This window comes from Velazquezella soli (assembly GCF_977018685.1).
The window spans coordinates 453,862-477,818 of record NZ_CDRNXF010000005.1 but is presented as its reverse complement, the minus strand read 5'-3'; the positions used below and the strand labels follow the sequence as shown (position 1 = coordinate 477,818).

23 protein-coding genes are annotated in these 23,957 nt (G+C 62.0%); 12 read left to right on the top strand and 11 right to left on the bottom strand.

Going from position 1 to position 23,957, the window contains the following annotated elements; genetic code table 11:
• Positions 1 to 126 precede the first annotated feature (126 nt).
• Positions 127 to 357, top strand: a complete 231-nt coding sequence (locus AC0JZ8_RS22655; RefSeq protein WP_062459299.1) for a hypothetical protein — start codon at positions 127 to 129, stop codon at positions 355 to 357.
• Between the two features lie 13 nt (positions 358 to 370).
• Positions 371 to 1,360 carry a sensor histidine kinase gene (locus tag AC0JZ8_RS22650; protein WP_113166133.1) on the top strand — a complete coding sequence of 330 codons (990 nt, stop codon included), beginning with the start codon at positions 371 to 373 and terminating at the stop codon, positions 1,358 to 1,360.
• A 111-nt stretch (positions 1,361 to 1,471) separates the two neighbouring features.
• Here AC0JZ8_RS22650 and AC0JZ8_RS22645 read toward each other — a convergent pair whose 3' ends face one another.
• Positions 1,472 to 1,873 (bottom strand): response regulator, encoded by a 402-nt coding sequence (locus AC0JZ8_RS22645; protein WP_062459305.1) that lies wholly within the window; start codon positions 1,871 to 1,873, stop codon positions 1,472 to 1,474.
• Positions 1,874 to 2,620: 747 nt separating this feature from the next.
• Here AC0JZ8_RS22645 and AC0JZ8_RS22640 point away from each other — a divergent pair.
• From AC0JZ8_RS22640 to AC0JZ8_RS22630, 3 genes are all read left to right on the top strand, one after another.
• Entirely contained in the window at positions 2,621 to 3,811 is a 1,191-nt protein-coding gene (locus AC0JZ8_RS22640) for a glycine C-acetyltransferase (RefSeq protein WP_471893641.1), read from the top strand.
• Positions 3,812 to 3,855: 44 nt separating this feature from the next.
• The gene (tdh, locus tag AC0JZ8_RS22635; protein ID WP_471893640.1) at positions 3,856 to 4,890 is read left to right on the top strand and encodes an L-threonine 3-dehydrogenase; all 1,035 of its coding nucleotides are present in this window, start codon (positions 3,856 to 3,858) and stop codon (positions 4,888 to 4,890) included.
• Positions 4,891 to 4,992: 102 nt separating this feature from the next.
• A complete protein-coding gene (locus tag AC0JZ8_RS22630; RefSeq protein WP_471893639.1) occupies positions 4,993 to 6,315 on the top strand; it encodes an MATE family efflux transporter in 1,323 nt (440 codons plus the stop codon).
• Positions 6,316 to 6,333: 18 nt separating this feature from the next.
• Here AC0JZ8_RS22630 and AC0JZ8_RS22625 read toward each other — a convergent pair whose 3' ends face one another.
• Positions 6,334 to 6,897: an NIPSNAP family protein gene (locus AC0JZ8_RS22625; RefSeq protein WP_471893638.1), complete on the bottom strand. Its 564-nt coding sequence runs from the start codon at positions 6,895 to 6,897 to the stop codon at positions 6,334 to 6,336.
• Between the two features lie 85 nt (positions 6,898 to 6,982).
• Entirely contained in the window at positions 6,983 to 7,882 is a 900-nt protein-coding gene (locus tag AC0JZ8_RS22620; RefSeq protein WP_062459325.1) for a helix-turn-helix domain-containing protein, read from the bottom strand.
• A gap of 116 nt (positions 7,883 to 7,998) precedes the next feature.
• On the opposite strand from AC0JZ8_RS22620, the gene AC0JZ8_RS22615 reads away from it, so the two are divergent.
• From AC0JZ8_RS22615 to AC0JZ8_RS22605, 3 genes are read left to right on the top strand one after another with little or no spacing between them, the layout of a single operon-like run.
• Entirely contained in the window at positions 7,999 to 9,708 is a 1,710-nt protein-coding gene (locus tag AC0JZ8_RS22615; RefSeq protein ID WP_471893637.1) for an FAD-dependent oxidoreductase, read from the top strand.
• A complete protein-coding gene (locus tag AC0JZ8_RS22610) occupies positions 9,705 to 10,484 on the top strand; it encodes an SDR family NAD(P)-dependent oxidoreductase (protein WP_471893636.1) in 780 nt (259 codons plus the stop codon). Before AC0JZ8_RS22615 ends, AC0JZ8_RS22610 begins: the two co-directional genes overlap by 4 nt.
• Entirely contained in the window at positions 10,477 to 11,220 is a 744-nt protein-coding gene (locus tag AC0JZ8_RS22605; RefSeq protein ID WP_209899083.1) for an SDR family NAD(P)-dependent oxidoreductase, read from the top strand. Before AC0JZ8_RS22610 ends, AC0JZ8_RS22605 begins: the two co-directional genes overlap by 8 nt.
• Before the next feature lie 40 nt (positions 11,221 to 11,260).
• On the opposite strand, the gene AC0JZ8_RS22600 is transcribed toward AC0JZ8_RS22605, so the two are convergent.
• From AC0JZ8_RS22600 to AC0JZ8_RS22565, 8 genes are all read right to left on the bottom strand, one after another.
• The gene (locus AC0JZ8_RS22600; protein ID WP_113166127.1) at positions 11,261 to 11,983 is read right to left on the bottom strand and encodes an ABC transporter ATP-binding protein; all 723 of its coding nucleotides are present in this window, start codon (positions 11,981 to 11,983) and stop codon (positions 11,261 to 11,263) included.
• A gap of 1 nt (position 11,984) precedes the next feature.
• The gene (locus AC0JZ8_RS22595) at positions 11,985 to 12,743 is read right to left on the bottom strand and encodes an ABC transporter ATP-binding protein (RefSeq protein ID WP_471893635.1); all 759 of its coding nucleotides are present in this window, start codon (positions 12,741 to 12,743) and stop codon (positions 11,985 to 11,987) included.
• Complete coding sequence (locus tag AC0JZ8_RS22590; RefSeq protein ID WP_092663273.1) at positions 12,740 to 13,714, bottom strand: branched-chain amino acid ABC transporter permease; 975 nt, start codon at positions 13,712 to 13,714, stop codon at positions 12,740 to 12,742. Before AC0JZ8_RS22590 ends, AC0JZ8_RS22595 begins: the two co-directional genes overlap by 4 nt.
• Positions 13,711 to 14,589 (bottom strand): branched-chain amino acid ABC transporter permease, encoded by an 879-nt coding sequence (locus AC0JZ8_RS22585; RefSeq protein ID WP_062459345.1) that lies wholly within the window; start codon positions 14,587 to 14,589, stop codon positions 13,711 to 13,713. The genes AC0JZ8_RS22590 and AC0JZ8_RS22585 overlap by 4 nt, the downstream gene beginning before the upstream one ends.
• Positions 14,590 to 14,690: 101 nt before the next feature.
• On the bottom strand, positions 14,691 to 15,818 hold the full coding sequence (locus AC0JZ8_RS22580; protein ID WP_471893634.1) for an ABC transporter substrate-binding protein: 1,128 nt from the start codon (positions 15,816 to 15,818) through the stop codon (positions 14,691 to 14,693).
• A 116-nt stretch (positions 15,819 to 15,934) separates the two neighbouring features.
• Positions 15,935 to 16,747 carry a shikimate dehydrogenase family protein gene (locus AC0JZ8_RS22575; RefSeq protein WP_471893633.1) on the bottom strand — a complete coding sequence of 271 codons (813 nt, stop codon included), beginning with the start codon at positions 16,745 to 16,747 and terminating at the stop codon, positions 15,935 to 15,937.
• A gap of 108 nt (positions 16,748 to 16,855) precedes the next feature.
• Positions 16,856 to 17,743 (bottom strand): NAD-dependent epimerase/dehydratase family protein, encoded by an 888-nt coding sequence (locus AC0JZ8_RS22570; protein ID WP_471893632.1) that lies wholly within the window; start codon positions 17,741 to 17,743, stop codon positions 16,856 to 16,858.
• The gene (locus AC0JZ8_RS22565; RefSeq protein WP_471893631.1) at positions 17,740 to 19,470 is read right to left on the bottom strand and encodes an FAD-dependent oxidoreductase; all 1,731 of its coding nucleotides are present in this window, start codon (positions 19,468 to 19,470) and stop codon (positions 17,740 to 17,742) included. The genes AC0JZ8_RS22570 and AC0JZ8_RS22565 overlap by 4 nt, the downstream gene beginning before the upstream one ends.
• 139 nt (positions 19,471 to 19,609) lie before the next feature.
• On the opposite strand from AC0JZ8_RS22565, the gene AC0JZ8_RS22560 reads away from it, so the two are divergent.
• From AC0JZ8_RS22560 to AC0JZ8_RS22545, 4 genes are read left to right on the top strand one after another with little or no spacing between them, the layout of a single operon-like run.
• Positions 19,610 to 20,707 (top strand): Gfo/Idh/MocA family protein, encoded by a 1,098-nt coding sequence (locus AC0JZ8_RS22560; RefSeq protein ID WP_471893630.1) that lies wholly within the window; start codon positions 19,610 to 19,612, stop codon positions 20,705 to 20,707.
• On the top strand, positions 20,704 to 21,540 hold the full coding sequence (locus tag AC0JZ8_RS22555; RefSeq protein WP_471893629.1) for an IclR family transcriptional regulator: 837 nt from the start codon (positions 20,704 to 20,706) through the stop codon (positions 21,538 to 21,540). Before AC0JZ8_RS22560 ends, AC0JZ8_RS22555 begins: the two co-directional genes overlap by 4 nt.
• Positions 21,541 to 21,591: 51 nt before the next feature.
• On the top strand, positions 21,592 to 23,334 hold the full coding sequence (locus AC0JZ8_RS22550) for an FAD-dependent oxidoreductase (RefSeq protein WP_471893628.1): 1,743 nt from the start codon (positions 21,592 to 21,594) through the stop codon (positions 23,332 to 23,334).
• Positions 23,331 to 23,942, top strand: a complete 612-nt coding sequence (locus tag AC0JZ8_RS22545; protein WP_471893627.1) for an NIPSNAP family protein — start codon at positions 23,331 to 23,333, stop codon at positions 23,940 to 23,942. The genes AC0JZ8_RS22550 and AC0JZ8_RS22545 overlap by 4 nt, the downstream gene beginning before the upstream one ends.
• The last annotated feature ends 15 nt before the right edge of the window (positions 23,943 to 23,957 follow it).

The window sequence follows — 23,957 nt, the reverse complement described above, 5'->3', positions numbered from 1 at the left end:
TACCTGGTTTCGTCCTTGACCACGGATGTACTGGCACCGACGACACCAAGTTATCTGAGAGGCCGGGCTTATAGCCTGGCCTTTTTTGTTGGCTCGCTCAAAGCAGGCTCAACCACAGGAAAATCCATGACACAGACCCATTCGAAATCCAGACAGCAGGCCGAGATTGCCTTCGGCAACACGCAGACGCAGTTCTTTGCCCGAAATCACGCCGTCGCGGAAATGGACTCCCTCGTTGCGGCGCGCGAGACGAAAACACAAAGGCTGCGGCAGGCACGCCTCGCGAAGGATGCCGACGACATCGCCAAGGCATCCGCAGGCCTGATCGCAATGCGCGCCCGCAAGTCCGACCTTTAAGGATGCCATCTTGATGGACCAGAACACCGAGTGGACATCCGGTCAGCTGCGACGCGCGATCAAGGCGGCAGGCGTGGCGCTGTGGACCTGGAACGTCGATACGGACGCGTTCACGATGGACCAGCGTGGATATGCACTATGGGATTTGGAGGTCGATGGCGTCCTGTCCTTTGAGGACCTGTCGGCCAAGGTCCATCCGGCCGACCGCGATCGTGTGAGGGCAGCGTTCTCGGCAACACGTGCCGTCGTTGGACCTTACGAGATCGACTTCAGGATCATGAGCGATGTTGAAGTTCGCTGGATCTCAGCACGCGGTCAGGGGAGCGATGAGGATATTCTGGCTCGGCAGATGACCGGCATCTTTCTCGATGTCACAGGCCGCAAGCAGGCTGAAGAAGGGCATGAGCTTCTCGCCGGAGAAATGAGCCACCGGGTCAAGAACCTGCTCGCCATCGCGTCAGGGCTGACGCAGATGACATCCCGGTCCTCGAGTTCGATTGCCGATATGACCTCACAGCTCACTCTAAGGCTAACCGCTCTCGGCCGTGCTCACGACCTTGTCCGGCCTTTACCTGGCGGGCAGGGCAAGGCCGCTCTTCTCGGTGACCTGATTACGATCTTGCTCTCCCCCTATGACGAGACGGCGGCGTTTGCTGGCCGTATTCGGGTAGCAGTTCCAAGGATGGGCGTGGGAGAGGCGGCAGCCACAGGCCTCTCGCTGGTGATCCACGAACTCGCCACGAATTCACTGAAATACGGCGCCCTGTCAGTCGGCACCGGAACACTGGATGTGTCCGGATCGGTCGAGGAGAACAATCTGATGGTGACCTGGATCGAGCAGGGCGGGCCCGAGGTTGTCTTCCCACAGGGCCCGGCCGGCTACGGTAGCAGAATGCTGGACCGTACCATGTCCGCTCACCTTGGAGGAACGATCTCCTATAACTGGACACCGGACGGAGCGCTGGTCACGCTTATCATCGACACGAGCCGGCTTGCCTCTTGACCGCTTGGAAAAGGCCTCGGCCGCAAGCCCGCGCCGGAAAACCGACGGGCTAACGCGCAGCTGTTTTGTCGTTGAACGTCTGCGCGGTCGCCTCGGTTGCCGGTGAATAAGTTAGCGTCCGCTTGTTTCGGAAACATGGCTAGATGAAGCGCGCTGATCAGCGCTTTTCGACATCGACTCGAAGCGCGCAACGATCAGATCAAGGTCATACGGCTTGGAGAAAAATTGTGCCGAAGATGGCAGATCGATCTCACCGGGCGTGATGCGACCGGAGGCAACCACGATCCCGGCGTGAGGGAAGCGAGCGGCGACTTCGTGGGCAAGGTCCACACCCGTCAGAAGGCCTGGCATCTGGATATCCGTGAACAGGAAGTGAATGGTCCCGTCGTCAATCTTGTCCAGGGCCTCGTCCACCGTGCCGGCTTCTATGACCTCGAACCCCGCATCCTCCAGGGCGTCTGTGACCGTCATCCGGATCAACACCTCGTCGTCCACCACGAGTACTTTGCGCATGTCCCACTCCCTGCATGTGGCCCTACAACAGACCGACGCGGTTATCGTTCCAAAAAACGCAGTGGGTATCAGACAACTGCATTGGCCTTTCCGGCTAGTGCGTTGGATTGCAGTGGCAGTGGCAGCTTTCGGTGAGTAGCAAGGAGATGGCAGTATCCTTTGGTCTGCTTCGGGTGTGGGGACAATCTTTTGTAGCCGATGGGCGATCGGCGGCGCTTGCAACGCCACGGCGGTGACCGAAGCGGCCGCCCAGGGGTACGGCGCAAACATGTTGGTCATTGCGCTGCCAGCCGCCGACCACAAGACAGGAATGCACCCTACCGGACATCTGAACACATGGTTGTATTCAGATGTGCGGCGTGGTTCGGCGCACGTACGTCGCGCGCCTTGCTGCAACGCGCAGGATTCATGTCACGAGACCGGTACCGGCTCCACGAAGCCGGTGTCCGGATCTTCTCGGCCATGTACGGGCGTGATTTCGCGGCTGAGAACGATCTTCTCAACGCGCTTGATCTAGACGTAATGTCACTGGATGAATTAAAGACCCTTTGCCAAAACGGGTTTGCACCCTCGGCCGCGTGACCATCGTAAGCCTTCGATCATTGCTTCATCGTCCGGCAAACGGACCGTGCAGCTTAAGGTCGAGGCAGGGGAGGCAGGAGCGTCAACGCGCTTCTCCTGTCCCATATCCGAATTTCTCCAAGCCGCGACGCGGATGCGTCGGAGGCAAACAAGGTTGCATTCACAATGAGCAACGCATTCCTCGCACATCTCTCCACCGAACTTGCGGGTCTGAGGTCTTCGGGTCTCTACAAGACCGAGCGGGTGATCGTTTCCAAACAGGCCGGCGAGATCGAAGTCGCATCTGGTCGCAAGGTTTTAAATTTTTGCGCCAACAATTACCTTGGCCTTGCCGACAACGCCGAACTGGTCGACGCCGGCAAGAACGCGCTGGATCGTTACGGCTACGGCATGGCATCTGTGCGTTTCATCTGCGGGACGCAGGAAGAGCACAAGCAGCTCGAAGACCGGATTTCGAAGTTTCTGGGATTGGAGGATACGATCCTCTATTCGTCCTGCTTTGATGCCAATGGTGGATTGTTCGAGACGCTTCTCGGCGAGGAGGACGCGATCATATCGGACGCACTCAACCACGCTTCGATCATCGACGGGGTGCGCCTCTCCAAGGCGAAACGTTTCCGCTACGCCAATAACGACATGGCGGCGCTGGAGGAGGAACTGAAAAAGGCCGAAGGCAGCCGGTTCAAGATGATCGCCACAGACGGCGTGTTTTCGATGGACGGCATCATCGCCAATCTTGCGGGCGTCTGCGACCTTGCCGAGAAATATGGCGCCATGGTCATGGTCGATGACAGCCATGCCGTCGGCTTCGTCGGCAAGCACGGTCGCGGCTCGGCGGAACATTGCGGCGTCGAGGGCAGGGTGGATATCATCACCGGCACGCTCGGCAAGGCACTCGGCGGTGCATCCGGCGGCTATACGTCCGGCAAGAAGGAAGTGGTCGACTGGCTGCGCCAGCGCTCGCGTCCCTATCTGTTTTCCAACACCCTCGCTCCGGTGATTGCGAGCGCCTCGCTGAAGGTGTTTGACCTGATCGACAATGGTGACGCATTGCGCGCCCGGCTAGAAGCCAATTCCCGCCTCTTCCGCGATGAAATGAGCAAGCTTGGGTTCACGTTGGCGGGCGAGGGGCATCCGATCATTCCCGTTATGCTCGGCGATGCGTCGCTGGCGCAGGACATGGCGGCGAGGATGCTGGAAAAGGGTGTCTACGTCGTCGGCTTCGCCTTCCCGGTCGTACCGAAAGGCCAGGCGCGTATCCGCACCCAGATGTCTGCGGCGCATAGTGAGGACGATGTGCGCCGGGCCATTGCGGCGTTCGAAGAGGTCGGCAGGGAACTGCGCGTGATCGAGTAGACGCCCGGCCCGAACCGATCCAACTCATTGACAGGAATTTTTCGATGACCAACATGATGCGCGCCCTCGTCAAGTCGAAAGCCGAAACCGGTCTCTGGATGGAGCAGATCCCTGTTCCGGACCCCGGCCCCAACGACGTGCTGATCCGGGTGAAGAAGTCCGCGATATGCGGCACCGACGTTCATATCTGGAACTGGGACAGTTGGGCCCAAAAAACCATTCCGGTGCCGATGGTCGTCGGCCACGAGTTCTGCGGTGAGATCGCGCAGGTGGGCTCTGCGGTCACCAAGGTCCAGGTCGGCGCGCGCGTCTCCGGCGAGGGGCATATCGTTTGCGGCAAGTGCCGCAACTGCCGCGCGGGGCGCGGACACCTTTGCCGCAACACGTTGGGCGTGGGTGTCCACCGGCCCGGATCTTTTGCCGAATTCGTCTGCATTCCCGAAGACAATGTCGTGCCGATCCCGGATGATGTGCCGGACGAGATTGCCGCGATCTTCGATCCGTTCGGCAACGCCGTGCACACCGCTCTCTCCTTCGATTTGGTCGGCGAGGACGTCCTGGTGACCGGAGCCGGTCCGATCGGCATCATGGGTGCGATGGTTGCCAAGCGCTCGGGCGCCCGCAAGGTCGTGATCACCGACATCAACCCGGTGCGTCTGGCACTTGCCGAAAAGCTCGGCATCGACCACGTCGTCGATGCGTCCAAGGAAAACCTGTCGGACGTGATGAAGCGCATCGGTATGACCGAGGGCTTCGATGTCGGTTTGGAAATGTCGGGCGCGGCCCCCGCCTTCCGCGACATGATCGACAAGATGAACAATGGCGGCAAGATTGCCATTCTCGGCATCGCGCCGACCGGGTTCGAGATCGACTGGAACAAGGTGATCTTCAAGATGCTCAATCTCAAGGGCATCTACGGGCGGGAAATGTTCGAGACCTGGTACAAGATGATCGCCTTCGTGCAGGGCGGCCTCGACCTTTCGCCTCTCATTACCCACCGCATCGGCATCGACTCCTTCAGAGACGGGTTCGAGGCCATGCGCTCCGGCAATTCCGGAAAGGTCGTCATGGACTGGTGAAGCCAACATGAGGTCCAACAAAAAGCCGACCGACGGGGGCAATACGATGTCGATCAAGACTATAGGGCAGGCGAAGCTCTTCTGCTCAGGCCCTTTCGGATTATGACCATCTTGCCGGAACAGGGAGCAAAGGAAAACTGGAACCGTCGGATGGTCTTCCTGGCGCTTCCCATCATTCTCGCAAATCTGGCTCAGCCGATCCTGTCACTTGTCGATACGATGGTGGCGGGACATCTCCCGGGGTCTTTCTTTCTCGGCGGGGTCGCGCTGAGCGGCGTGCTGTTCAATTTCCTTTTCTGGAGTTTCAGTTTTCTGCGCATGGCAACGACCGGTCTGGTCTCCCAGGCGTGGGGTGCCGAAGATAGCACGCTCATGCGCATGCATCTGTTTCGGGCGCTGCTTATCGCCGCTGCCGGCGGTGCCGTGATCATCCTGCTGCAAAAGCCGATCATCGAGATCGGACTCGGATTCCTCGGCGGCAGTGAAGCGGTCTACCGGAGCGCGTCGGATTATGCATTCGCCAGAATCTGGTCAGCGCCTGCGACGCTCGGAAATTTTGTCCTTCTCGGCTACCTTCTCGGTTGCCAGCGCGTGATGATCTCACTGGCGCTACAAGTCGCCCTTAATATCGTCAACTTGCTCGCAACTCTCACGCTGGTTCTTGTTTTCGACTGGGGTGTCGCCGGGATAGGGGCGGGGACCGCCGTTGCCGAATGGGTGGCCTTGATCGCAGGCCTCTTCATCATCAAGCCATTCGGTGCGCATCCCGCAGTGCGGATGAAAGAGCTGCTGGACGGGTTGGCGCTTCGACGGCTGGTCGCGGTCAACCGGGACATCTTTCTGCGAAGCTTCTTCCTTCTGCTCTGTTTCGGCTGGTTTGCCCGCAGCGGTGCCAAGGAAGGCGACACGATCCTCGCCGCCAATGCCATCCTTCTCAACCTCCACGGCTTTACATCCTATGGGTTGGACGGGTTTGCGAATGCCACTGAAACCCTGGTCGGTTCAGTCATCGGTGCGCGGCAAAAAAAGGCGCTCGCCCAGGTGATCAAGGCCGCGTTTGTGTGGTCGGGTCTGGTGGCGTTTCTGTTTTCGGTCGTTTACGCCTTCGCTGGCTCATCGATCGTCTCGCTCCTCACCGATCAGGAAGATGTCCGTACCGCCGCCATTGCCCTGCTTCCCTTCCTGATCGCGTTGCCGCTCGTTTCCGTGACCAGCTTCATGCTTGATGGCATCATGATCGGAGCCATGCGTGCCCGCGATATGCGCAACAGCATGATCATCTCCACCTGCATCTTCATCGCCACCGCTTATGGTCTGCAGCAGGTCTGGGGAAATGAAGGGTTGTGGACAGCGATGATGGTCCTGATGATAGCGCGTGCGGTAACGCTCGGCTTGAAACTGAAAGAGACATTTGCGCAGGTGTAGCGGCAATTTGCACAGCGTTCAAAGCGGCGAAAACGACAAGGGGCGCAGTACGGTGTGCTGTCCTTCATACCCACCGACGAACCTCAACGGATCAGCGTGACGTGGAAGCAGGGCAAGAGGACCTTCTGTCGAACCGGAAAACGGCTCGAGCAGCGCGACCGCATCAGGCGGCGCATGCCCGGTCACCAATCCTGCACAGTCAGGGGCAAATAAGGGCGTGCCTGCGGGCCGTGGGCCATGCTGCCTGTGACGGTCGGCGACGGCCGTGTCGAAAACGGGTGATCCGCGCCCAAGCGTCGCCAGATAGTTATGCTGCTGCAACACCATCGGGAAAGCCTGGGGGATGAAGCCGTTTACCCAAGCCTCTTCATTCGAGAGTGCGGCGCGGCATGCTTCGCGTTCAGCCCAGTCCGCATAGGTCCAGAGATGGTGGATCACGTTCAGAGGGCCGGTTTCCGCCTGCCAGTAGCCGAGAAGTGGCAGGTGCCGTGTCACAAGTGGAAGCCCGAGGTCTGCAAGCAGCCCGAGGTACTCGCCGGTTGCGCCCGGCTTTAGCTGATAGGTTCGCCATTCGTGGATCATCACCGTCTCCCATCGCGTCAGTCTGGCACGCCGGACCGGCCGCGAACATGGATAAGGTCTGCAAGAGATTGGACAATTGAGCCTATCAGTTGTCGTGTCGTGCCGCCTGTTTGCGATAGGTCCCCGGAGAGATTCCGACACGCTGGGTAAAGAAGCGGTTGAAATAGGCGGGGTCGTCGAAACCGGTCATATGGGCCACCTGCGCGACGCTGCTCTCGGTATAGACGAGGTAGCGCTTGGCTTCCATCAACAGCCGCTCGTAGAGCAGGTCCGACGCGGTCTTGCCGGCGCGAGCCTTGCAGGCCGCATTGAGCCGCGCCTGCGTCGCCGCCAGCTCTTTCGCGTAGAAGGTCAAGGATCGCTCCGTCCGGAAGTGGCGTTCCAGAAGGGCCCTGTAGCGCAAAAGCAGATCATAACCCCGGTCTGGCGTGGATATACCGGTCTCGTCATGGGTGATGTTAAGCCTCAGCACGATCACGAGCAGCCGCATGTAGTGTGCCATCATCGATATGCGCCGGCCAGGTGCCGACCAGATGAATTCCCGATGCAGCCAGTGAAACGTATCGACGACGGCCGGAATGCTGACGCCGGTTCCTTCGATCGGATAGACTGCCGGTCTCGATGCGGCTGTTTCGAGCCGCGGGTCCGAGCTTGACGCTGCCTTCAGGCAACCGAGTGCGGCCGTCACCACGTAGCCGTCAGTCCCCGGATCAAAATCGATCTGGTGAACAATTCCGGCTGGAACGACCATGATCGCAGGCGCGGGTATGAATGAGATTTGATCCTCCATGCGGATCGTTCCACCCCCCTCTCTGACCAGCAGAACCTGCATATGGTCCGGATGAGCATGCGGACGAATTCTCCAATCGTTTGGCCCGCTGCGGTCACGCAGGGGTTCGATATGCAGGAAGTCCAGATCGACGTCGGCACCCTGATCGCCATAGAGATAGTAAAGCGGAATGCCGCCTGCGGCCAAGCTTCCCATGTGTCCTCCTCATTATCTCCCTGGCAAATAGTGCAACAATTGCGCGACGGCGTCCATTGGTCATCCCCGGTATGCGGGTTAGCAAGATCTCCATCAAACGCGACCGGGAGAAGCGGATGGAGCCGAAGAGGGAGGAGGGGCACGTCTGTGACGTGCTGGTCGTCGGATCGGGCGCGGGAGGGCTTGCCACCGCGATCACGGCGAGGAAACACGGCCTTTCCGTGATCGTGATCGAGAAGGAGCCTGTGTTCGGAGGCACGACGGCGTTTTCGGGTGGCGTGCTGTGGATACCTGGAAACCGGCACGGGAAATCGAACAACCCGAGCGATACGCGCGACGCGGCGCGCCGTTACCTCAAGGCCGAGACCGGGAACTGGTTCGACGGGCAAACGATCGACGCGTTTCTCGAGGCCGGTCCGAAAATGCTCGACTGGTTCGAACGCGAGACGGTGGTGAAATTCGTCCCCACGCTTTACCCGGACTATCACCCGACGGTGGATGGCGGCGTCGATGTCGGGCGCTCGGTGCTGGCGGCGCCTTTCGACAGCAGCGTGCTCGGCAGCGATCTTGCGCGGCTGCGGCCGCCGCTCGGCTCGATCACGTTCATGGGCATGATGTTCAACTCGTCCAATGCCGATATCCGGCATTTCTTCAACGCCACCAAATCGCTGACCTCGTTTTCCTACGTGATGAAACGCCTTGTCGCGCATGCCGGCGAGGTTGTGCGTCACGGCCGCGGCGTCCAGGTCACGAGCGGCAACGCGCTGGCAGCGCGGCTGGCCGCAGCCTGTCTCGATCTCGATATTCCGATCCTGACCGATACGCCGGCGCTACGGATGACCAAGGACGGTGGTCGTATCACCGGTGTCGAGGTCGGTGGCGCGTCACCCGGCCGTATCGTCGCCCGGCGGGGCGTAGTCCTTGCCTGCGGAGGATATGCGCAGGATCTCGCGAGGCGAGCCGGGATCTACGCCCATCTCAAGGCAGGCGGTGAGCATTTTTCGCCAGTACCGGACGGCAATACCGGCGACGGCATCCGTCTCGGTGAGGACGCAGGCGGCGCATTTGATGCCGAATTCGCCCAGCCGGCCGCCTGGATGCCGATCAGCCGTGTGCCAGGCATAGGCTATTTTCCGCATCTGCTCGATCGCTACAAGCCGGGCATGATCGCCGTTCTGTCCAATGGCCGGCGATTTACCAATGAGAGCGAGAGCTACCACGATGTCGGCGCTGCCATGGTTGCGGCGGGCGAGGGGGGCGCGTGGCTGATTTGCGACCATCGGGCGATCCGCAAGTATGGTCTTGGCCACGCAAAGCCGGCGCCGGTGCCACTCCTGCCGTGGCTACGGAACGGGTACCTCAAGAAAGGCAAGACGCTTGCCGATCTCGCCAAGGTCTGCGGGATCGATGCGACCGGTCTGGTGGCGACCGTGGCCGAATTCAACCGGGGCGCCAGGCAAGGCCTAGACGAACAGTTCCATCGGGGCGAGACGACCTTCAACCGATACCTTGCCGATCCCGACCACAAGCCCAACCCTTCGGTTGCGCCTGTGGAGCAAGGGCCGTTCTACGCCGTCCGGTTGGAAATCGGCGACCTCGGAACGTTCGACGGACTGAAAACCACAGTGGAGGGCGCGGTCGTCGATCGGGATGGCCGGGTGATCGATGGCCTGTTTGCGGTTGGTAACGACCGGGCTTCGATCATGGGCGGCAATTATCCCGGTGCCGGGATCACGCTCGGCCCGGCAATGACATTCGGCTGGATCACCGGGCGCTATCTCGCAGGGATCGCACCGGCGGCGACGGGGGAGGGAGACGCGGCATGAGCTGGCTTGGACTGGAGGGAAAGACGGCCGTCATCACCGGCGCCGGAGGCGGCATCGGTCAGGGGCTGGCGCGCGCCTTCGCTGCGGAAGGTGTGCGGGTCGTGCTGCTCGACCGTGACGAGGCGCAGACGGCGTCGCTCGCTGCCGAACTGGGTATCCGTAGTTTCTCGCTCAAGTGTGATGTGTCGCGGGCAGACGACGTTGCCGCAGCGGCGGAGGCGGTCGAGGCGCAGGGAGGCGCTGATATCCTCATCAACAACGCCGGAATTCTGCGGCCCGGCCCGCTCGAAAGCGTCTCCGAGGCCGACTGGTCGGCGATGCTCTCCGTCAACCTCACGGGTTATCTCGTGACCGCTCAGGCGTTCGGTCGCGGCATGATGTCCCGCGGACGGGGCGCCTTGGTGCATGTGGCTAGCATCTCGGGCAGCCACCCTCAGCCTGCAAGCGGCGCCTATTCAGCGTCGAAGGCGGCAATCCTGATGCTGTCGCGCCAGCTTGCCTACGAATGGGGACCCAAGGGCATCCGCTCGAACACGTTGAGCCCGGGACTGGTGCGCACGACGCTTTCCGAAACCTTCTACGCCGATCCGCAGGTCAAAGCGCGACGCGAAGCCATGGTCCCCGTCGGCCGTATCGCAAGCCCCGAAGATCTGGCCGATACGGCCTTGTTCCTCTCCTCGCCGCGTGCATCCTACATCACGGGACAGGACATCCTCGTCGATGGGGGGCTGTCGCAATCGCTGATGGGACTGGTACCGAGGCCCGGCTATGCGTGAAGCCCTCGTCACCGGCAGCGCCGACGGGATCGGCCTGGCAATTGCCCGAGCGCTTGCTCAAAGCGGCCACCGCATCACCATCGCCGATATCGACGGCGATAAGGCTGCTGAGCGGGCGGCCGAATTGGGCGATGTCCATCGCGGCATTGCCTGCGATGTGACCGATGAGGCGCAGGTGGCCGCGGTCGCTGGTTCAGCGCTGTTCGATGTGCTGGTCAACAATGCCGGGATCGGCGACAGCCACCTGCCAACGCTGGAGCAGGGGATCGAGGCTTTCCGGCGCGTCCTCGATGTGCATCTGGCCGGCACGTTTCTGATGTCGCGCGAAGTGGCGCGTGGCATGGTCGCGCGGGGCGATGGCGCAATCGTCAACCTGTCCTCGATCGCGGGACTGACCGGTCTTCCCAAGCGCAACGCCTATGGCGCCGCCAAGGCCGGGATCGGTGCCATGACACGGGCAATGGCCTGCGAGTGGGCAGGGCGCGGTGTGCGGGTCAACGCCGTTGCGCCGGCTTTCGTGCAGACGGCGCTGGTGGAAAAGCTGGCCGCCGCAGGCCGGATCGATCTGCCCACGCTTCGCCGCCGCACGCCGATCGGGCGACTGATCATGGCCGAGGAGGTGGCGGCCGCCGTCAATTTCCTAGCCTCACCAGCGGCATCGGCGATCACCGGTGTGGTGCTGCCGGTCGACGGCGGCTGGACCGCGTTCGGTGATTTCGGCGACGCGTCCCCTTGAGAACGCGTCGCCGAAAATGTTATGCGATCGCGAGGATCGATCAGGCGGCATCCTCGATGTGACCGCCGAGAAACAGCTGGCCGACACGCGGGTCATTGAGCAGCTTGTCCGACCTGTCGAACATACGCGTCTGGCCGAGTTCCAGCACCAGCCCGTAATCCGACATGGCGAGCGCCGCCTTGGCATTCTGTTCGACCATCAGGATCGTTACGCCCTGGTCGCGCAGGCGGGTCAGCGTCTGGAACACCTCCTGCACGAGATTGGGGGACAGGCCGATTGACGGTTCGTCGATCAGGATCAGCTTCGGATCGAGCAGCAGCGCGCGGGCGATCTCAAGCTGTTTCTGCTGGCCGCCGGAGAGCTCGATCGCCTTCTGGTCCTTGCGCTGGCGCAGCATCGGGAACTGGTCCATCACCTGTTCCATCCGCATTTTCACCCGCGCCTGATCCTTGGCGGTGATGCCGCCGAGTTCGAGATTGTGCAGCACGGACAGTTGCGGCACGACATTGCGGCCCTGCGGCACGTAGGTAACGCCACGGGCAATCATATCGGCCGGGCGCTTGCGCGTCACGTCCTCGCCTTCCAGGTGGATGGAGCCGGAATTGATGTTGAGCAACCCGAAGATCGCCTTGAACACCGTGGATTTGCCAGCGCCGTTCGGACCGATCACCGTGGTGATGGACGCCTTCGGTATGCTGAAAGACGTCCCGTTGAGAATTGTGATGCGGCCGTAACCGCCATTGAGGTTTTTCACTTCCAGCATGTCAGCCTCCGAGATACGCGTCGATGACCAATTGGTTCGCCCGGATCTCATCCGGTGTCCCCTCGGCGATGATCTCGCCCTGCGCCAGCACGATGACGCGGGTGCAGAGCGACATGACGAACTCCATATTGTGCTCGATGACCACGAAGGTTGTGCCGTGTTCGCGGTTGTAGCTGATCAGCCGGTCCTTGAGGTGCCCAAGCATGGTCAGGTTGACGCCGCCCGCCGGCTCGTCGAGCAGCACGATCCCGGGCCCTGCCATGAAGGCCATGGCCGCATCGACCAGCTTTTGCTGGCCATAGGAGAGCGAGCCCGCCGGCGTATCGCGGTAAGGCGTCAACCGGAAGAACTCGATCAGCTGTTCGGCCTTCGTCGTCAGTCCCGCATCCGATTTGCCGAACAGGCGCGACAGCATCGAGCCTTCATGTTCCTGGCCGGCCACAATGACATTGTCGAGCACCGTCATGTTGGGGAAGACCGAGAGCTGCTGGAAGGTGCGGCCGACCCCCATCAGAGACAGGTCGGCAGGCCTTACGCCATCGGTGGACTTGCCGTTGATCTGGCAGTGCCCCTCGGTCGGCTTCGACTGGCCAAGAATGCAGTTGAACAGCGTCGATTTGCCCGACCCGTTCGGGCCGATCAATCCGAGGATTTCGCCTTTATGCACATCGAAGCTGACCTGATGGACGGCACGGATGCCGCCGAACCGTTTCGAGATGTTGTGAACCGAAAGAATGACCTCTTGGGCCGCCGCATTCATAGCTGGACTCCCTGTTTGAGGTCCCGGCGGGCTTCATGCTTGGGCCGGAACCTTTCCGCGAGTTTCTTGCCGGCCCCGATCAGGCCGGTTGGCGAAAACACCATCAGGACGATCACCAGCGTCGAGTAGATGATCAGGTAATAGCCTTCCGTGAAGCGCAGCAGTTCCGGCAGGAGAATCACCACGGCGGCACCCAGCATCGGGCCGAAGAAGAAGCCCGAACCGCCGACCACCACCATCAGCAGGATTTTCAGGGAATGGATCAGTGCAAAGCTGCTGGGCTCGATGAACTGCACCAGCGGTGCCTGCAGCGCGCCGGCAAGACCGCCGAACGCAGAGCCGATGGCAAAGGCAAGCAGTGTCTGGCGTCGAACCTTAAGGCCAAGGCTTTCGGCGCGGATTGGATTTTCCCGCAGCGCCCTGAAGGCTCGCCCCCAGGGAGAGCGCAGGATCCACCACATGGCGCCGGCGGAAACGATGAAACACACCAGCGTGAAATAGTAAAAGGCGATGTTGCTGTCGGTGGTGATACCGAAAAACGACGGCCGAGGCATGCCCACAAGGCCGAACGACCCGCCGGTTATCTCTTCCTCGTTGCGCAGCACGAGGAACAACAGCGTGTTGAAGGCAAGCGTGACGAAGGCGAGGAAGTGGTGCTGAACCCGCAGCGCGGGGTAGCCGAGCAGCAAGCCGACCGCGAAGCTTGCTGCGATCGACACGATCACGGCCAGTCCCCAGTGAATGCCGTTGAGTGTCATCAGCGCGGTGATGTAGGCGCCGATGCCCATGAAGGCGGCCTGCGCCAGGCTGACTTGGCCGGCATAACCGAGCGTCAGGTTGAGACCCATGGCGGTGATCGAGAAAATCAGCCACGAGGCCAGCGTGTAGACAATGTAGTTGCCCTGGCCGATCGGAGCGGCGACGAGGGCAGCAATACCCAGCAGAAGCAGAAACGGTTTCAGGCGGATCATACGGTTCTCCCTTCCGAGGTGCCGAGCAGGCCCTGCGGACGCAAGAGGATGATGGCGATCAGCAGCAGAAGCGGCATGGCCGAGCGGTACTGGGCGGAGATGTAGACGGCTGACAGATTGTCGATCACGCCGATCAGCAGACCGCCGACCAGGGCGCCGCGGATCTGGTTGAACCCGCCGACGATGGCGGCGATGAAGGCGACGAGGCCGAGCGTTTCACCATTGGAAAACTTGGCGAGATAGATCGGCGAGATCAGCACCGAGGCCACGGTGGCAAGGCCGGCATTGATCAGAAATGTATAGAGCACCATGCGCTTGACGTTGACGCCGAGGATTTCGGCGACCGCCGGATTCTGGGCGCTGGCCTGCATGCATCGGCCGGTCCGTGTTCGGTTGAGAAACAGCTGCAGGCTGCCGATTGCGAGCATCGAGACAACGAGATTGCCGATATCTTGCATAGAAACGCTGGCGCCGGCGATCTCGTAGACCGTCTGCGGAAAGATCGCAGGGAAGGGCTGGGCGGTCGCGCCGTAAAATTCCTTGACGCTTTCCTTCATCAGGAGGCCGAGCGAAATGGTGGCGATGACCAGCGGCAGCGTTCCGTGCGGCAGCATCGGTTCGACGATCAGCCGCTTGAAGGCCACGCCGAGGATAAGAAGCGACAGCGCGAGCGCCAGCGCCACGGACGGCCATAGCGGCAGGCCAAACACTGTCATACCAACCAGCACGAAAAACGCCGGCAGCATGACGAACTCGCCTTGGGCAAAGTTGATGGTTTGCGATGCCTGCCACAACAGGGTGAAGCCGACTGCCGCAAGCGCGTAGATGGAGCCGGCGGCGAGACCGGAGACAATAATCTGGATAAACTCGGCCATGGGGTCGTCCTCACGGGCTGGTAATCGGCGTGACGTGCAGGATTGATGACGACGTGCCGGCGGCGCGAACCGCCGGCACTTGTCTCGTCATGCGATCGGCATCAGTTCGGCGGCAGCACCGCCTGGACCACCTGTTTGCCGTTCTCGACTTTCACGACAAAGCTTTCGCGCGACATCTCGCCGGTGTCGTCCCAACTCACATCCATCAGGACGCCGGGATGATCCTTGGCGGTCAGCTTGAGACCGTGCAGCTTTTCCGCGATGGCCTTGCTGTCCGGCTTGCCGACCATTTCCGTGACGTATTTCAGCGTCCAGGCGGCGGTGTAGCCTTTGATGGCATTGTGGTCGGGCGTGTACTTGAACTTCGTCTTGAAGCGCTCGACCATTTCCTTGACGGCGGGGATATCGGCATCGGGCGTCAGGCCGACATGGCCCATAGCGCCGTTGGCAGCATCGCCGGCAAGTTCGATGACCTTGTGGCCGATCAGAGTAGTTTCGCCGAGAAGCGGTTTGTTCAGGCCTTGCTTGCGGGCTTCGCGCAGGAAGCGGGCGCTTTCTTCCTCGGTGTAATAGATGAAGAAGGCTTCGGCCGTGGAGCCCTTCAGCTTCAGCACGTCGGCGGAAAAGTCAGCCTGCGCCTGTTCGGACGGCACATCGACGACGATCTCGATATTGGCAGCCTTCATCGCATCGACGAAAGCCTTGTGGCCGCCCTTGCCGAATTCGGTATTGGCCCACGCGACGCCGACCTTTTTCAGACCCATCGTCTCGGACATGTATTTGGCAAGTTTCGGCACGCCCTTTTGCGAGCCGAAGGCGGTGCGGAAGATGTAGGGGTTTTTCATGGCAACGATGGACGGAGCCTCGGAGCCGGTGAACTGCGGAATGCCGGCCTGACGCGCGACCAGCATGTTGACCACGGTTGATGACGAGAACACCGTTCCCATGATCGCGTAGATGCCGTCGTCGATACCCTTCTGCACCATTGCGCGCGAAACCTGCGGGTCGGTCTGGCTGTCATATTCCAGAACCTTGACCGGCTCCTTGAGAATGCCGCCCTGGGCATTGATTTCCTCAAAGCCCATCTTCACGCCATCGCGGAAGTTGGTGCCGGCCGCGGCGCCGGGTCCGGACAACTCGACGATCGAGCCGACCTTCAGTTCAGCAAGCGCCGGCATTGCGCCGAGCGCCAGTACCATTGCAGTCGTGGTGATAAGTTGTCTGATCATGACCTTCCTCCTTGGCTGATCGATATTTCCGTCCCGGCGGCCAGGTCTCCTCCCTTGTCGCCGTATCCTCATGCCCGGGCGTAGACCCGGGCCTGCGGTGTCTCCGTCTCGATCGCCTAGGCCTCGATCGTGCGTGTCCCCATCAACAGATCGGCCAGCAGCACGGCCTGGGCGTCGAACATGCCTGACCCCGACATGGTGCCGCAGCCCTTGTCGCGGGCAGCAGCAATCAGCGGCGGCACGGCCGGCCGCGTCACGACGTCCGAGACGAACTGGTCTGCGGTCAGAAGATCCGTCTGCACCGGCAGGGGATCGGTCTCACGCATGCCAAGTGGCGTGGCATTGGCGACCAGTGCAAAACCGCGTGGATCTGTTGAGCCTATCCGCGCACGACCCGGAAATGCCTTGTTCAACTGCGCGATCAACGCATCGCGTTTGTGCGTGTCGAGATCGTGCAGGGCCAGTTCCGAGGCGCCGCGTGCCAGGATTTCGTAGGCGATGGCCGCTCCGGCGCCGCCGGTACCCACCAGAAGCGCAGACTTGCCGGCGATCTCGAAGCCTTGGGCCGCGACACCGTCAAGGCAGCCGTGTCCGTCGGTTGCGTCGCCCACCCAGTCGTCGCCATCGCGGATCATGATGTTGACGGCGCCGGATGCCTTTGCGCGGGCCGATATGCGGGCGCATAATTCGAGGCAGGGGACTTTGTGCGGTACCGTGACAATGATGCCCGCGACATTGCGCATGCTCTTTGCCTGCGACAGCCAGCCGGCCAGGTCTTCGGGGAGAATATGGACCGGTGCGACGATGCCGTTAAAGCCGCGATCGGCCATGATCTGGCTGAGCGAAGCGGGCGATTTCACCTGTCCGATCGGATGGCCGATGATCGGGAAGAGCTTGGTCTCCCCATCGACCTTTATATGTATACTCACGCCTTCCTCCCCTCGGCATGCGATCCGACCCTTGTCCGGTCGTTCTCAAGCTCGACAAAAACATAGGCCCCGTCATCGGCAAATGGACGATGGGGGCGAAACGTTGGACTATTCAACACCGGCGGTCTCCTTCAGTTCGGCCAAGGCCCGGGCGATGCCGTTGCTGACGGTCGTGACAGGCTGATTGCCGAGGATGTGTGGCACCGGGTCCGACGCCAAATCGGCGGGAATACGCAAGGGCGGCCCGCTGATCCGGATCTCGTTCCAGCCGGACTGGTGACTGAGTTCAGCGACAAAATCGGTCATCTCCACCGTATCGCCGGCCATCGTCAGAACGGTCGCTCCTTCCAGCGGCACTGTCATCGCGGTCGAAAGGATCCGGGCCACGTCGTCGACGTAAACGAAGCCGACGCGGCCGGAAAAACGGATTTCAGCCGGTTCGCGGCGCACGGCTGCTCCAAGCGCGATCGACGGACCAGCCGCGATGCCAGCGCTCTCGCCGGGGCCGTAGACGATGTAGGGGCGAAGGCCGAGGCTCGGGATGCCGTGGTCGAGCAGATAGGCCCGCGCCATGCCTTCGACCGCAAGCTTTGTCGCCCCATAGACCGTCATCGGCCTTGGATTGACGGCATCGTCGAGTCCGAACACGCCGGCCGAACTCAGATAGGCAATCGGTAGGCGCTTTGCCTTTGCCGCCTCGAACACGTTGATGCTGCCTAGAAGATTGACGCGCGTGCCGAGCGCCGGGCTGCGGGCACAATCGACCGTCATCAGGCCGACGAGATGGACAATTCCGTTGCATCCATCGGCAGCTTTCGCCACCGCGGCGGCATCGGTGATGTCGCCCGAGACGATGTCGACGCCATCCGTGAAAGATAGTCGTTCCGGCTTCGGAGCCAGGTCGAAGATCCGGACCCGGTGCCCGGCCGCCTGCAATGCCCTGACGGTTCGCAGGCCGACGAAGCCGGTTCCGCCGGTCACAAGGACGAGGCTCATGCAGCCTCTCCCTTGCGAGCAGCGACGGCGCGGCGGGCTGCATGACGGGCGGCGATGGCCCCGAACACGATCGCCGGGCCAACAGTGATGCCTGGGCCGGGATAGACCCCGCCCATGATCGACTGCAAATCGTTGCCGCAGGCGTAAAGGCCTGAGATCGCCGATCCGTCGCGCCGCAGAAGCTGGGCATTTTCGTCGCCGACCAGGCCTATGGCCGAGCCGATATCGCCAGGCCAGAGTTTGACGGCATAATAGGGAGCCCTCTCGAGCGGCCCGAGCGTCGGATTGGGCCCATGCGTCGGATCGCCATTGGCCTTTTCGTAGACGGTGGTGCCGCGGGCGAAATCGGCGTCCGTGCCGGTCCTTGCATAGGCGTTCATCCTGGCCACGCTGTCGTTCAGACCGGCAGCGTCGATGCCGAGCTTTCTGGCGAGTTCGTCGAGCGTCGCGGCCTCGGTCAGGTAGCCATCGGCAAGATAGGGGGCAATGTTCGCACCGCTGGGCCGGATCATCCCCATGCCGTATTTCTTCAGCGCCGCAGCGTCGGCAATCAGATAGGTGGGCACATGGCTGCCGTCCTTGTTCGCCGCATACATGGCCGACACGAACAGGTGGTAGCTGGTGCTTTCGTTGACAAAGCGACGCCCGTCGCGGCCGACCGAGATGATGCCGGGTTTGGAACGGTCGAAGACGAAATGCGGAAAAACCGCCATCGAGCCATCGGCGCGCTTGCGATGCGAGACCGGCGCCCAGAAGCACGGCTGCGCCGCCGTGTCGCCGTGATAGGCGCCCGCGGTAAAGGCGAGATCATGCAGCGTGCCCGTATGACCAGGTGCCGACGGGCTGAATTCGGGCAGTGGTTGCGGCAACTTGTCTGCACGCATGGTCGGGTGACGGGCAAAGCCGCCGGAGGCGAGGATCAAACCGCCCGTGACGTGAATCTGCCGTTCGGTATCCTTCTGACGGAGTGTCACGCCTGTTACGCCGTGAGGCCCGGTCGTGAACGCCAATGCCTCGGTTTCGGTGAGGATGGTGACCCCGAGCTTGCGCGCGGCAAGCAGCATCCTGCCGATGAGAGCATTGCCCATCACCAGCCGCGTTCCGCGGCCATGGCGGATCTTGTCCAGGTAGTAATGTCCGATCAGTCGAGCCGAGTAAGCGGTCGACTTCGCCGATTTGCCGATTTTCATCAGATGGGCGATGTCGTCACGGTCCACCATGAGGCCGCCGAGAATAGTAAATTCCGGGATGGGCGGACGGATGAGATGCAGGTCTTTCCCGAGCGCCGATGCATCGAACGGCAAAGGTTCGAGAGCCCGCCCGAAGGACGTGGCGCCCTCGAGCTCGTAAAGATAGTCGGGGTGAAACGGGCGCGCACGGAATTTGACGTCCGTTTTGTCTTCCAGCGCATCGACCACACCAGTCCCGGCTGCAACAAACGCATCGCGCACGGATTTGGAGCTGTGGTTGCCGACAGCGCGATCGAGAAAGCCTGAAACCTTATCGCGGCTGTCGTCGGCACCCATTGCCTGCGCGTGACGGGTAAGCGGGATCCACGTGGTCGCGGCGGAATAGGAGGTCGTGCCGCCTAGATATTTGGTGCGCTCGACCAAAAGGACACGTGCGCCTTCCATTGCGGCAAAGATGGCGGCAGACATGCCTCCTGCGCCAGCTCCCAGTACGACGACATCGTAATCCGGCCCGACCTCCGTCAATGCATGTTGCATGTGGCAATCCTCCCAAAAGACGAGACAGACCAATCTTCTATGGCCACCATCACAAATAATGGAATGACATTCAAGAATAAAAACCAGTTCCATTTTCGTTATTCGTCTGATACCTCACATTCGATCGGGGAGGATTTGGATGGGACGTGTAATCGACATTGCGGTAATTGGTGCCGGTGCCATCGGCCGTACGCATATCGATACGCTGGCCGGAATGCCCCGTTTTCGCCTGACCTCGATCGTCGACCCGATGCCGGCGGGAGCTGTTCTCGCTGCCTCGCTCGGCCTTCCCTGTCTTCCTTCCGCAGAGGCGTTGATCGATTCGGGTCTCGCTCACGCGGCGATCGTCGCCACGCCGAACGAAATGCATCTTCCCGTATCCGAAGCCCTCTTGCGCGCCGGCATACCCGTGCTTCTGGAAAAGCCGGTCGCCGAAAGCCTGGCTTCGGCTCTGAGGCTGATCGCGATTGCCGACGAGACCGGTCTGCCGCTTCTGATTGGCCATCACCGCCGCCATAACCCGATCATCCGCGCAGCCCATGCGGCGATCCATGCCGGCCGGATCGGTGATCTGGTGATGGCGACCGTAACCTGTTCGCTTGCCAAGCCGGCCGGATACTTCGAGGCCGCGTGGCGTAGAACTCCGGGCGCCGGTGGGCCGTTGCTGATCAACATGGTTCACGAAATCGATCTGCTGCGGCATTTCTTCGGCGAGATTGCGCAGGTCCAGGCGATCGCCAGCCATGCGCGCCGCGGGTTCGCCGTCGAGGATACGGCGGCGGTCAATCTCTCCTTCGTCAATGGCGGGATCGCGACCCTGTGCATATCCGATACCGCGGTCGGCCCCTGGGCCTGGGACCTGACAGCGGCCGAAAATCCGGCACGCTTTCCGGCTCATCCGGTAACCGCCCATCATTATGCCGGCAGCAAAGCTGGCCTCTCGCTGCCCGATCTGACGCTCTGGGAACCGAAGGGCGAGGCGGACTGGACTAAAGAATTGCGGCCGACCGTACTCGATGTCATCCATGCCGACCCCTACGAGCGCCAGCTTTCCCATTTTGCCGATCTGATCGATGGGTCAGGCACACCGATCGTGTCAGTACGAGACGCGACGGCTAACCTGATCGTGCTCGATGCGATCCGCGCGGCCGCCGATACCGGACAGTCCGTCGCAGTTGACCTTTCGCCGCTCGAAAGCCTTAGTGGAACCGTGTTCAACAACGGAATGGGTCCATGAGCAGCGTTCTCGGAAAATCCCTCGCCATCATCGAACTGCTGGTCAATCATCCGGCCGGCCTCACCGTGTCGGCGATCGCCAGCGAAATCGATCAGCCGGCAAGCGGCGTACACCGGACTTTGCAGGAGCTCGCGCGGCTCGGTTATGTGCGCCAGGCGCAGGCGCAGGGCGATTACGCCCTGACCATCAAGCTGCCGGCCATGGGCGTCGGGTTTCTCGGCCGTGCCGGCATTACGGATGTGGCGCAGCCGGTGCTCGACGAACTGGCGGCGCATTCCGGCGAGTTGATCCGGCTTTCCGTCATCGATGGCGACCGTCTGACCTGGGTGGCGGTGGCGCAGGGGGCAACACGTGGCCTCCGTTACGATCCGGGCCAGGAACAGGGCGTGGTCGTGCATCTGGCGAGTTCCGCCGGGGGTAAGGCGTGGCTTTCGTCGATGAGTGATGAAGAGGCGCTGTCGCTTGTCTCCGGCCAAGGGCTTTTGCGACAGGCGGAAGGCACGGGACCGAACGCCCCGCGCAGCCTTACGCTGCTGTTGGAACAACTGGCTGAGGCCCGCGCCCTCGGTTACGCGACGGCGGTGGATAGCTATATCGCCGGCATGGCGGCTATGGCCGTTCCGGTCCGGTATCACGGCCATGGTCAGGTGCTCGGAAGTCTCTCGATCGCCGGCCCGGCCGTGCGGATGACCGCGGAGCGGATGGCGGTGCTCGCACCCCGGCTCCAGGCCGCGGCCATCGAACTCGGCGAGGCAGCCTCGGGATCGCAATATTTTCAGGCAGTCGTGAAGGCGGTTGAGCCGGCCAGAGGAATGGAACGGAAGACCGCGTAGCAACGCGCCGTTCCACTCTCTTGTCCGGGCATGCACGTAAGGCGGGGATGGATGGAACGGCAATCTGTGATTACCATGACCTGTGATGTTCTCGTCATCGGTTCCGGCGCTGCCGGGCTCGCGGCGGCGGTGACGGCAGCGCACTACGGCTGCAAGGTCATCGTCGCTGAAAAGGCTTCTGTTTTCGGCGGTACATCGGCTTGGTCGGGCGGCTGGCTCTGGATACCCCGCAATCCCCTCGCGCGCGCCGCCGGAATAGACGAACCACCGGACGGACCTCGCGAATACCTGCGCAGCGAACTCGGCAACCGTTACGGTGATCCGCGCGTCGCGGCCTTCCTGGACAAGGGTCCGGAAATGGTTTCCTTCTTTCAGGATCATACGGAGGTCCGCTGGGTGGACGGCAATCGCGTGCCGGATTTCCACGACACGCCCGGTGCTCTGAAGGGTGGCCGGTCGGTGACCGCGGCCCCGTATGACGGGCGGCGTCTCGGTCCATGGATCGACAAGCTCCGCCCGCCGCTCGACGTCGCCAGCCTCTGGGGCATGGGGCTCGCAAGCGGTGCCGACATCGGACATTTCTTCAAGGCAACCCGCAAGCCGCGTTCGGGGCTTTACGCAGCGGGCCGGCTCGTCCGGCATTTTCGCGATCTTGCATTGCACCGCCGCGGCATGCATCTCGTCAACGGCAATGCTCTTGTTGCCCGTTTGCTGCGCTCGGCGCTCGATCTCGGCGTTTCGATGATGGAACAGGCGCCGGCAAAAGAGCTGTTGCAGAATGGCGATCGGGTCGTCGGCGCGCGGCTGGGCAATGAAGGTGGCGATACGATCGTTCATGCGGCGCGCGGCGTCGTGCTGGCGACCGGTGGTTTTCCGCATGACCGCGACCGTCTGACTGCGCTCGCCGGATCGGCCGGCGGCGGCGAGGGGCATTTTTCGGCCGCACCCCGCAGCAATACGGGCGACGGATTGCGGCTGGGGGAAACCGTCGGCGCCACCGTTTCGGCCGATCTCGCCTCGGCCATGGCGTTGGCGCCGGTGTCGCTGGTGACACGGCCGGATGGCAGCGTTGCCCATTTCCCGCATCTGATCGAACGCGCCAAGCCCGGCATCATCGCGGTTACAACGTCGGGCAGGCGGTTCGTCAACGAGGCGGACAGTTATCACGACTTCACCAAGGCGCTGCTCGATGCGACGCCGCAGGCAAGCCCGCCCGTTGCCTGGCTGATTGCCGACCACAAGGCACAGCGGCGCTGGGGCCTTGGATGGGCAAAGCCGTTTCCGTTTCCTCTCGGCCCCGCGATCCGTTCCGGCTACCTCAAAAGAGGCCGAACGCTGGCCGAGCTTGCCGCGGTCTGCGGCATTCTCGAAGCAGCTCTCACAGACACGGTCGCGACTTTCAATCGACATGCCGAGCGTGGCGAAGACCCCGAATTCGGGCGTGGCCGGTCCGCCTACAACCGGGTCCAGGGCGATGCCGACCACGCGCCCAATCCATCGCTTGCACCGCTTACTCATGGGCCGTTTTACGCGGTGAAGATCGTGCCCGGATCGCTCGGAAGCTTCGCCGGTCTGCGCACCGATCCGCAGGCGCGGGTTCTGGACGCGGGCGGCGAGGCGATACCCGGGTTGTTTGCTGTCGGCAACGACATGTCGTCGATCATGGGCGGCAATTACCCGTCCGGCGGCATCACACTCGGTCCGGGCATGACGTTCGGATACATCGCCGGTCGGGTTCTGTCCGGCCAGTCCGTCACAGTATCCGAGACAATTTCACAGGAGGAAATGGAATGAGCCTTTATGAACTCGCGACGCTCGACACGGTGATCTTCGGCGCCGGCAAGGCAACGCCTGGGATCGAAGCCTGGGTGGCATCAGGGGAAGGGCGCCTCTGCGGAGCCTGGGGCACCGATATCGGCTCGCTGAACCGTATCTTTCTGCTGCGGGCCTTTGACAGTCTCGATAGTCTCTACGGCGAGCGCGAGCGGGCGTTGCGCAGCGACAACCCCTTCGGCTGCGTCGAGCAACTGGTGTCGCTCAACATGGAAAGCTACCGGGCGCTGGAATTCCTGGCTCCCGTCGAGGCGGGCACGTTTGGCCCGGTCTATGAATTCCGCACCTATCACACCCGGATCAACGGCATCACGCCGACCGCGGAAAAATGGGCCGATGCGGTGCCCGCGCGCGAGGCCTATTCGAAGCTCACCGTTGCCATGTACGGGCTCGACGGCAGACCACGGCTCACCCAGATCTGGCCCTATGCCAGCCTTGCCGCCCGCACAGAGGCACGCGGGAAATCGGTCACCGACGGAAAATGGCCACCGAAGGGCGGGCCGGACTGGCTGACACCTGAAATGACCAGCCAGATCGCCATGCCGCTGCCCTTCTCGCCGCTGAAGTGAAGGCACTGATCGGGC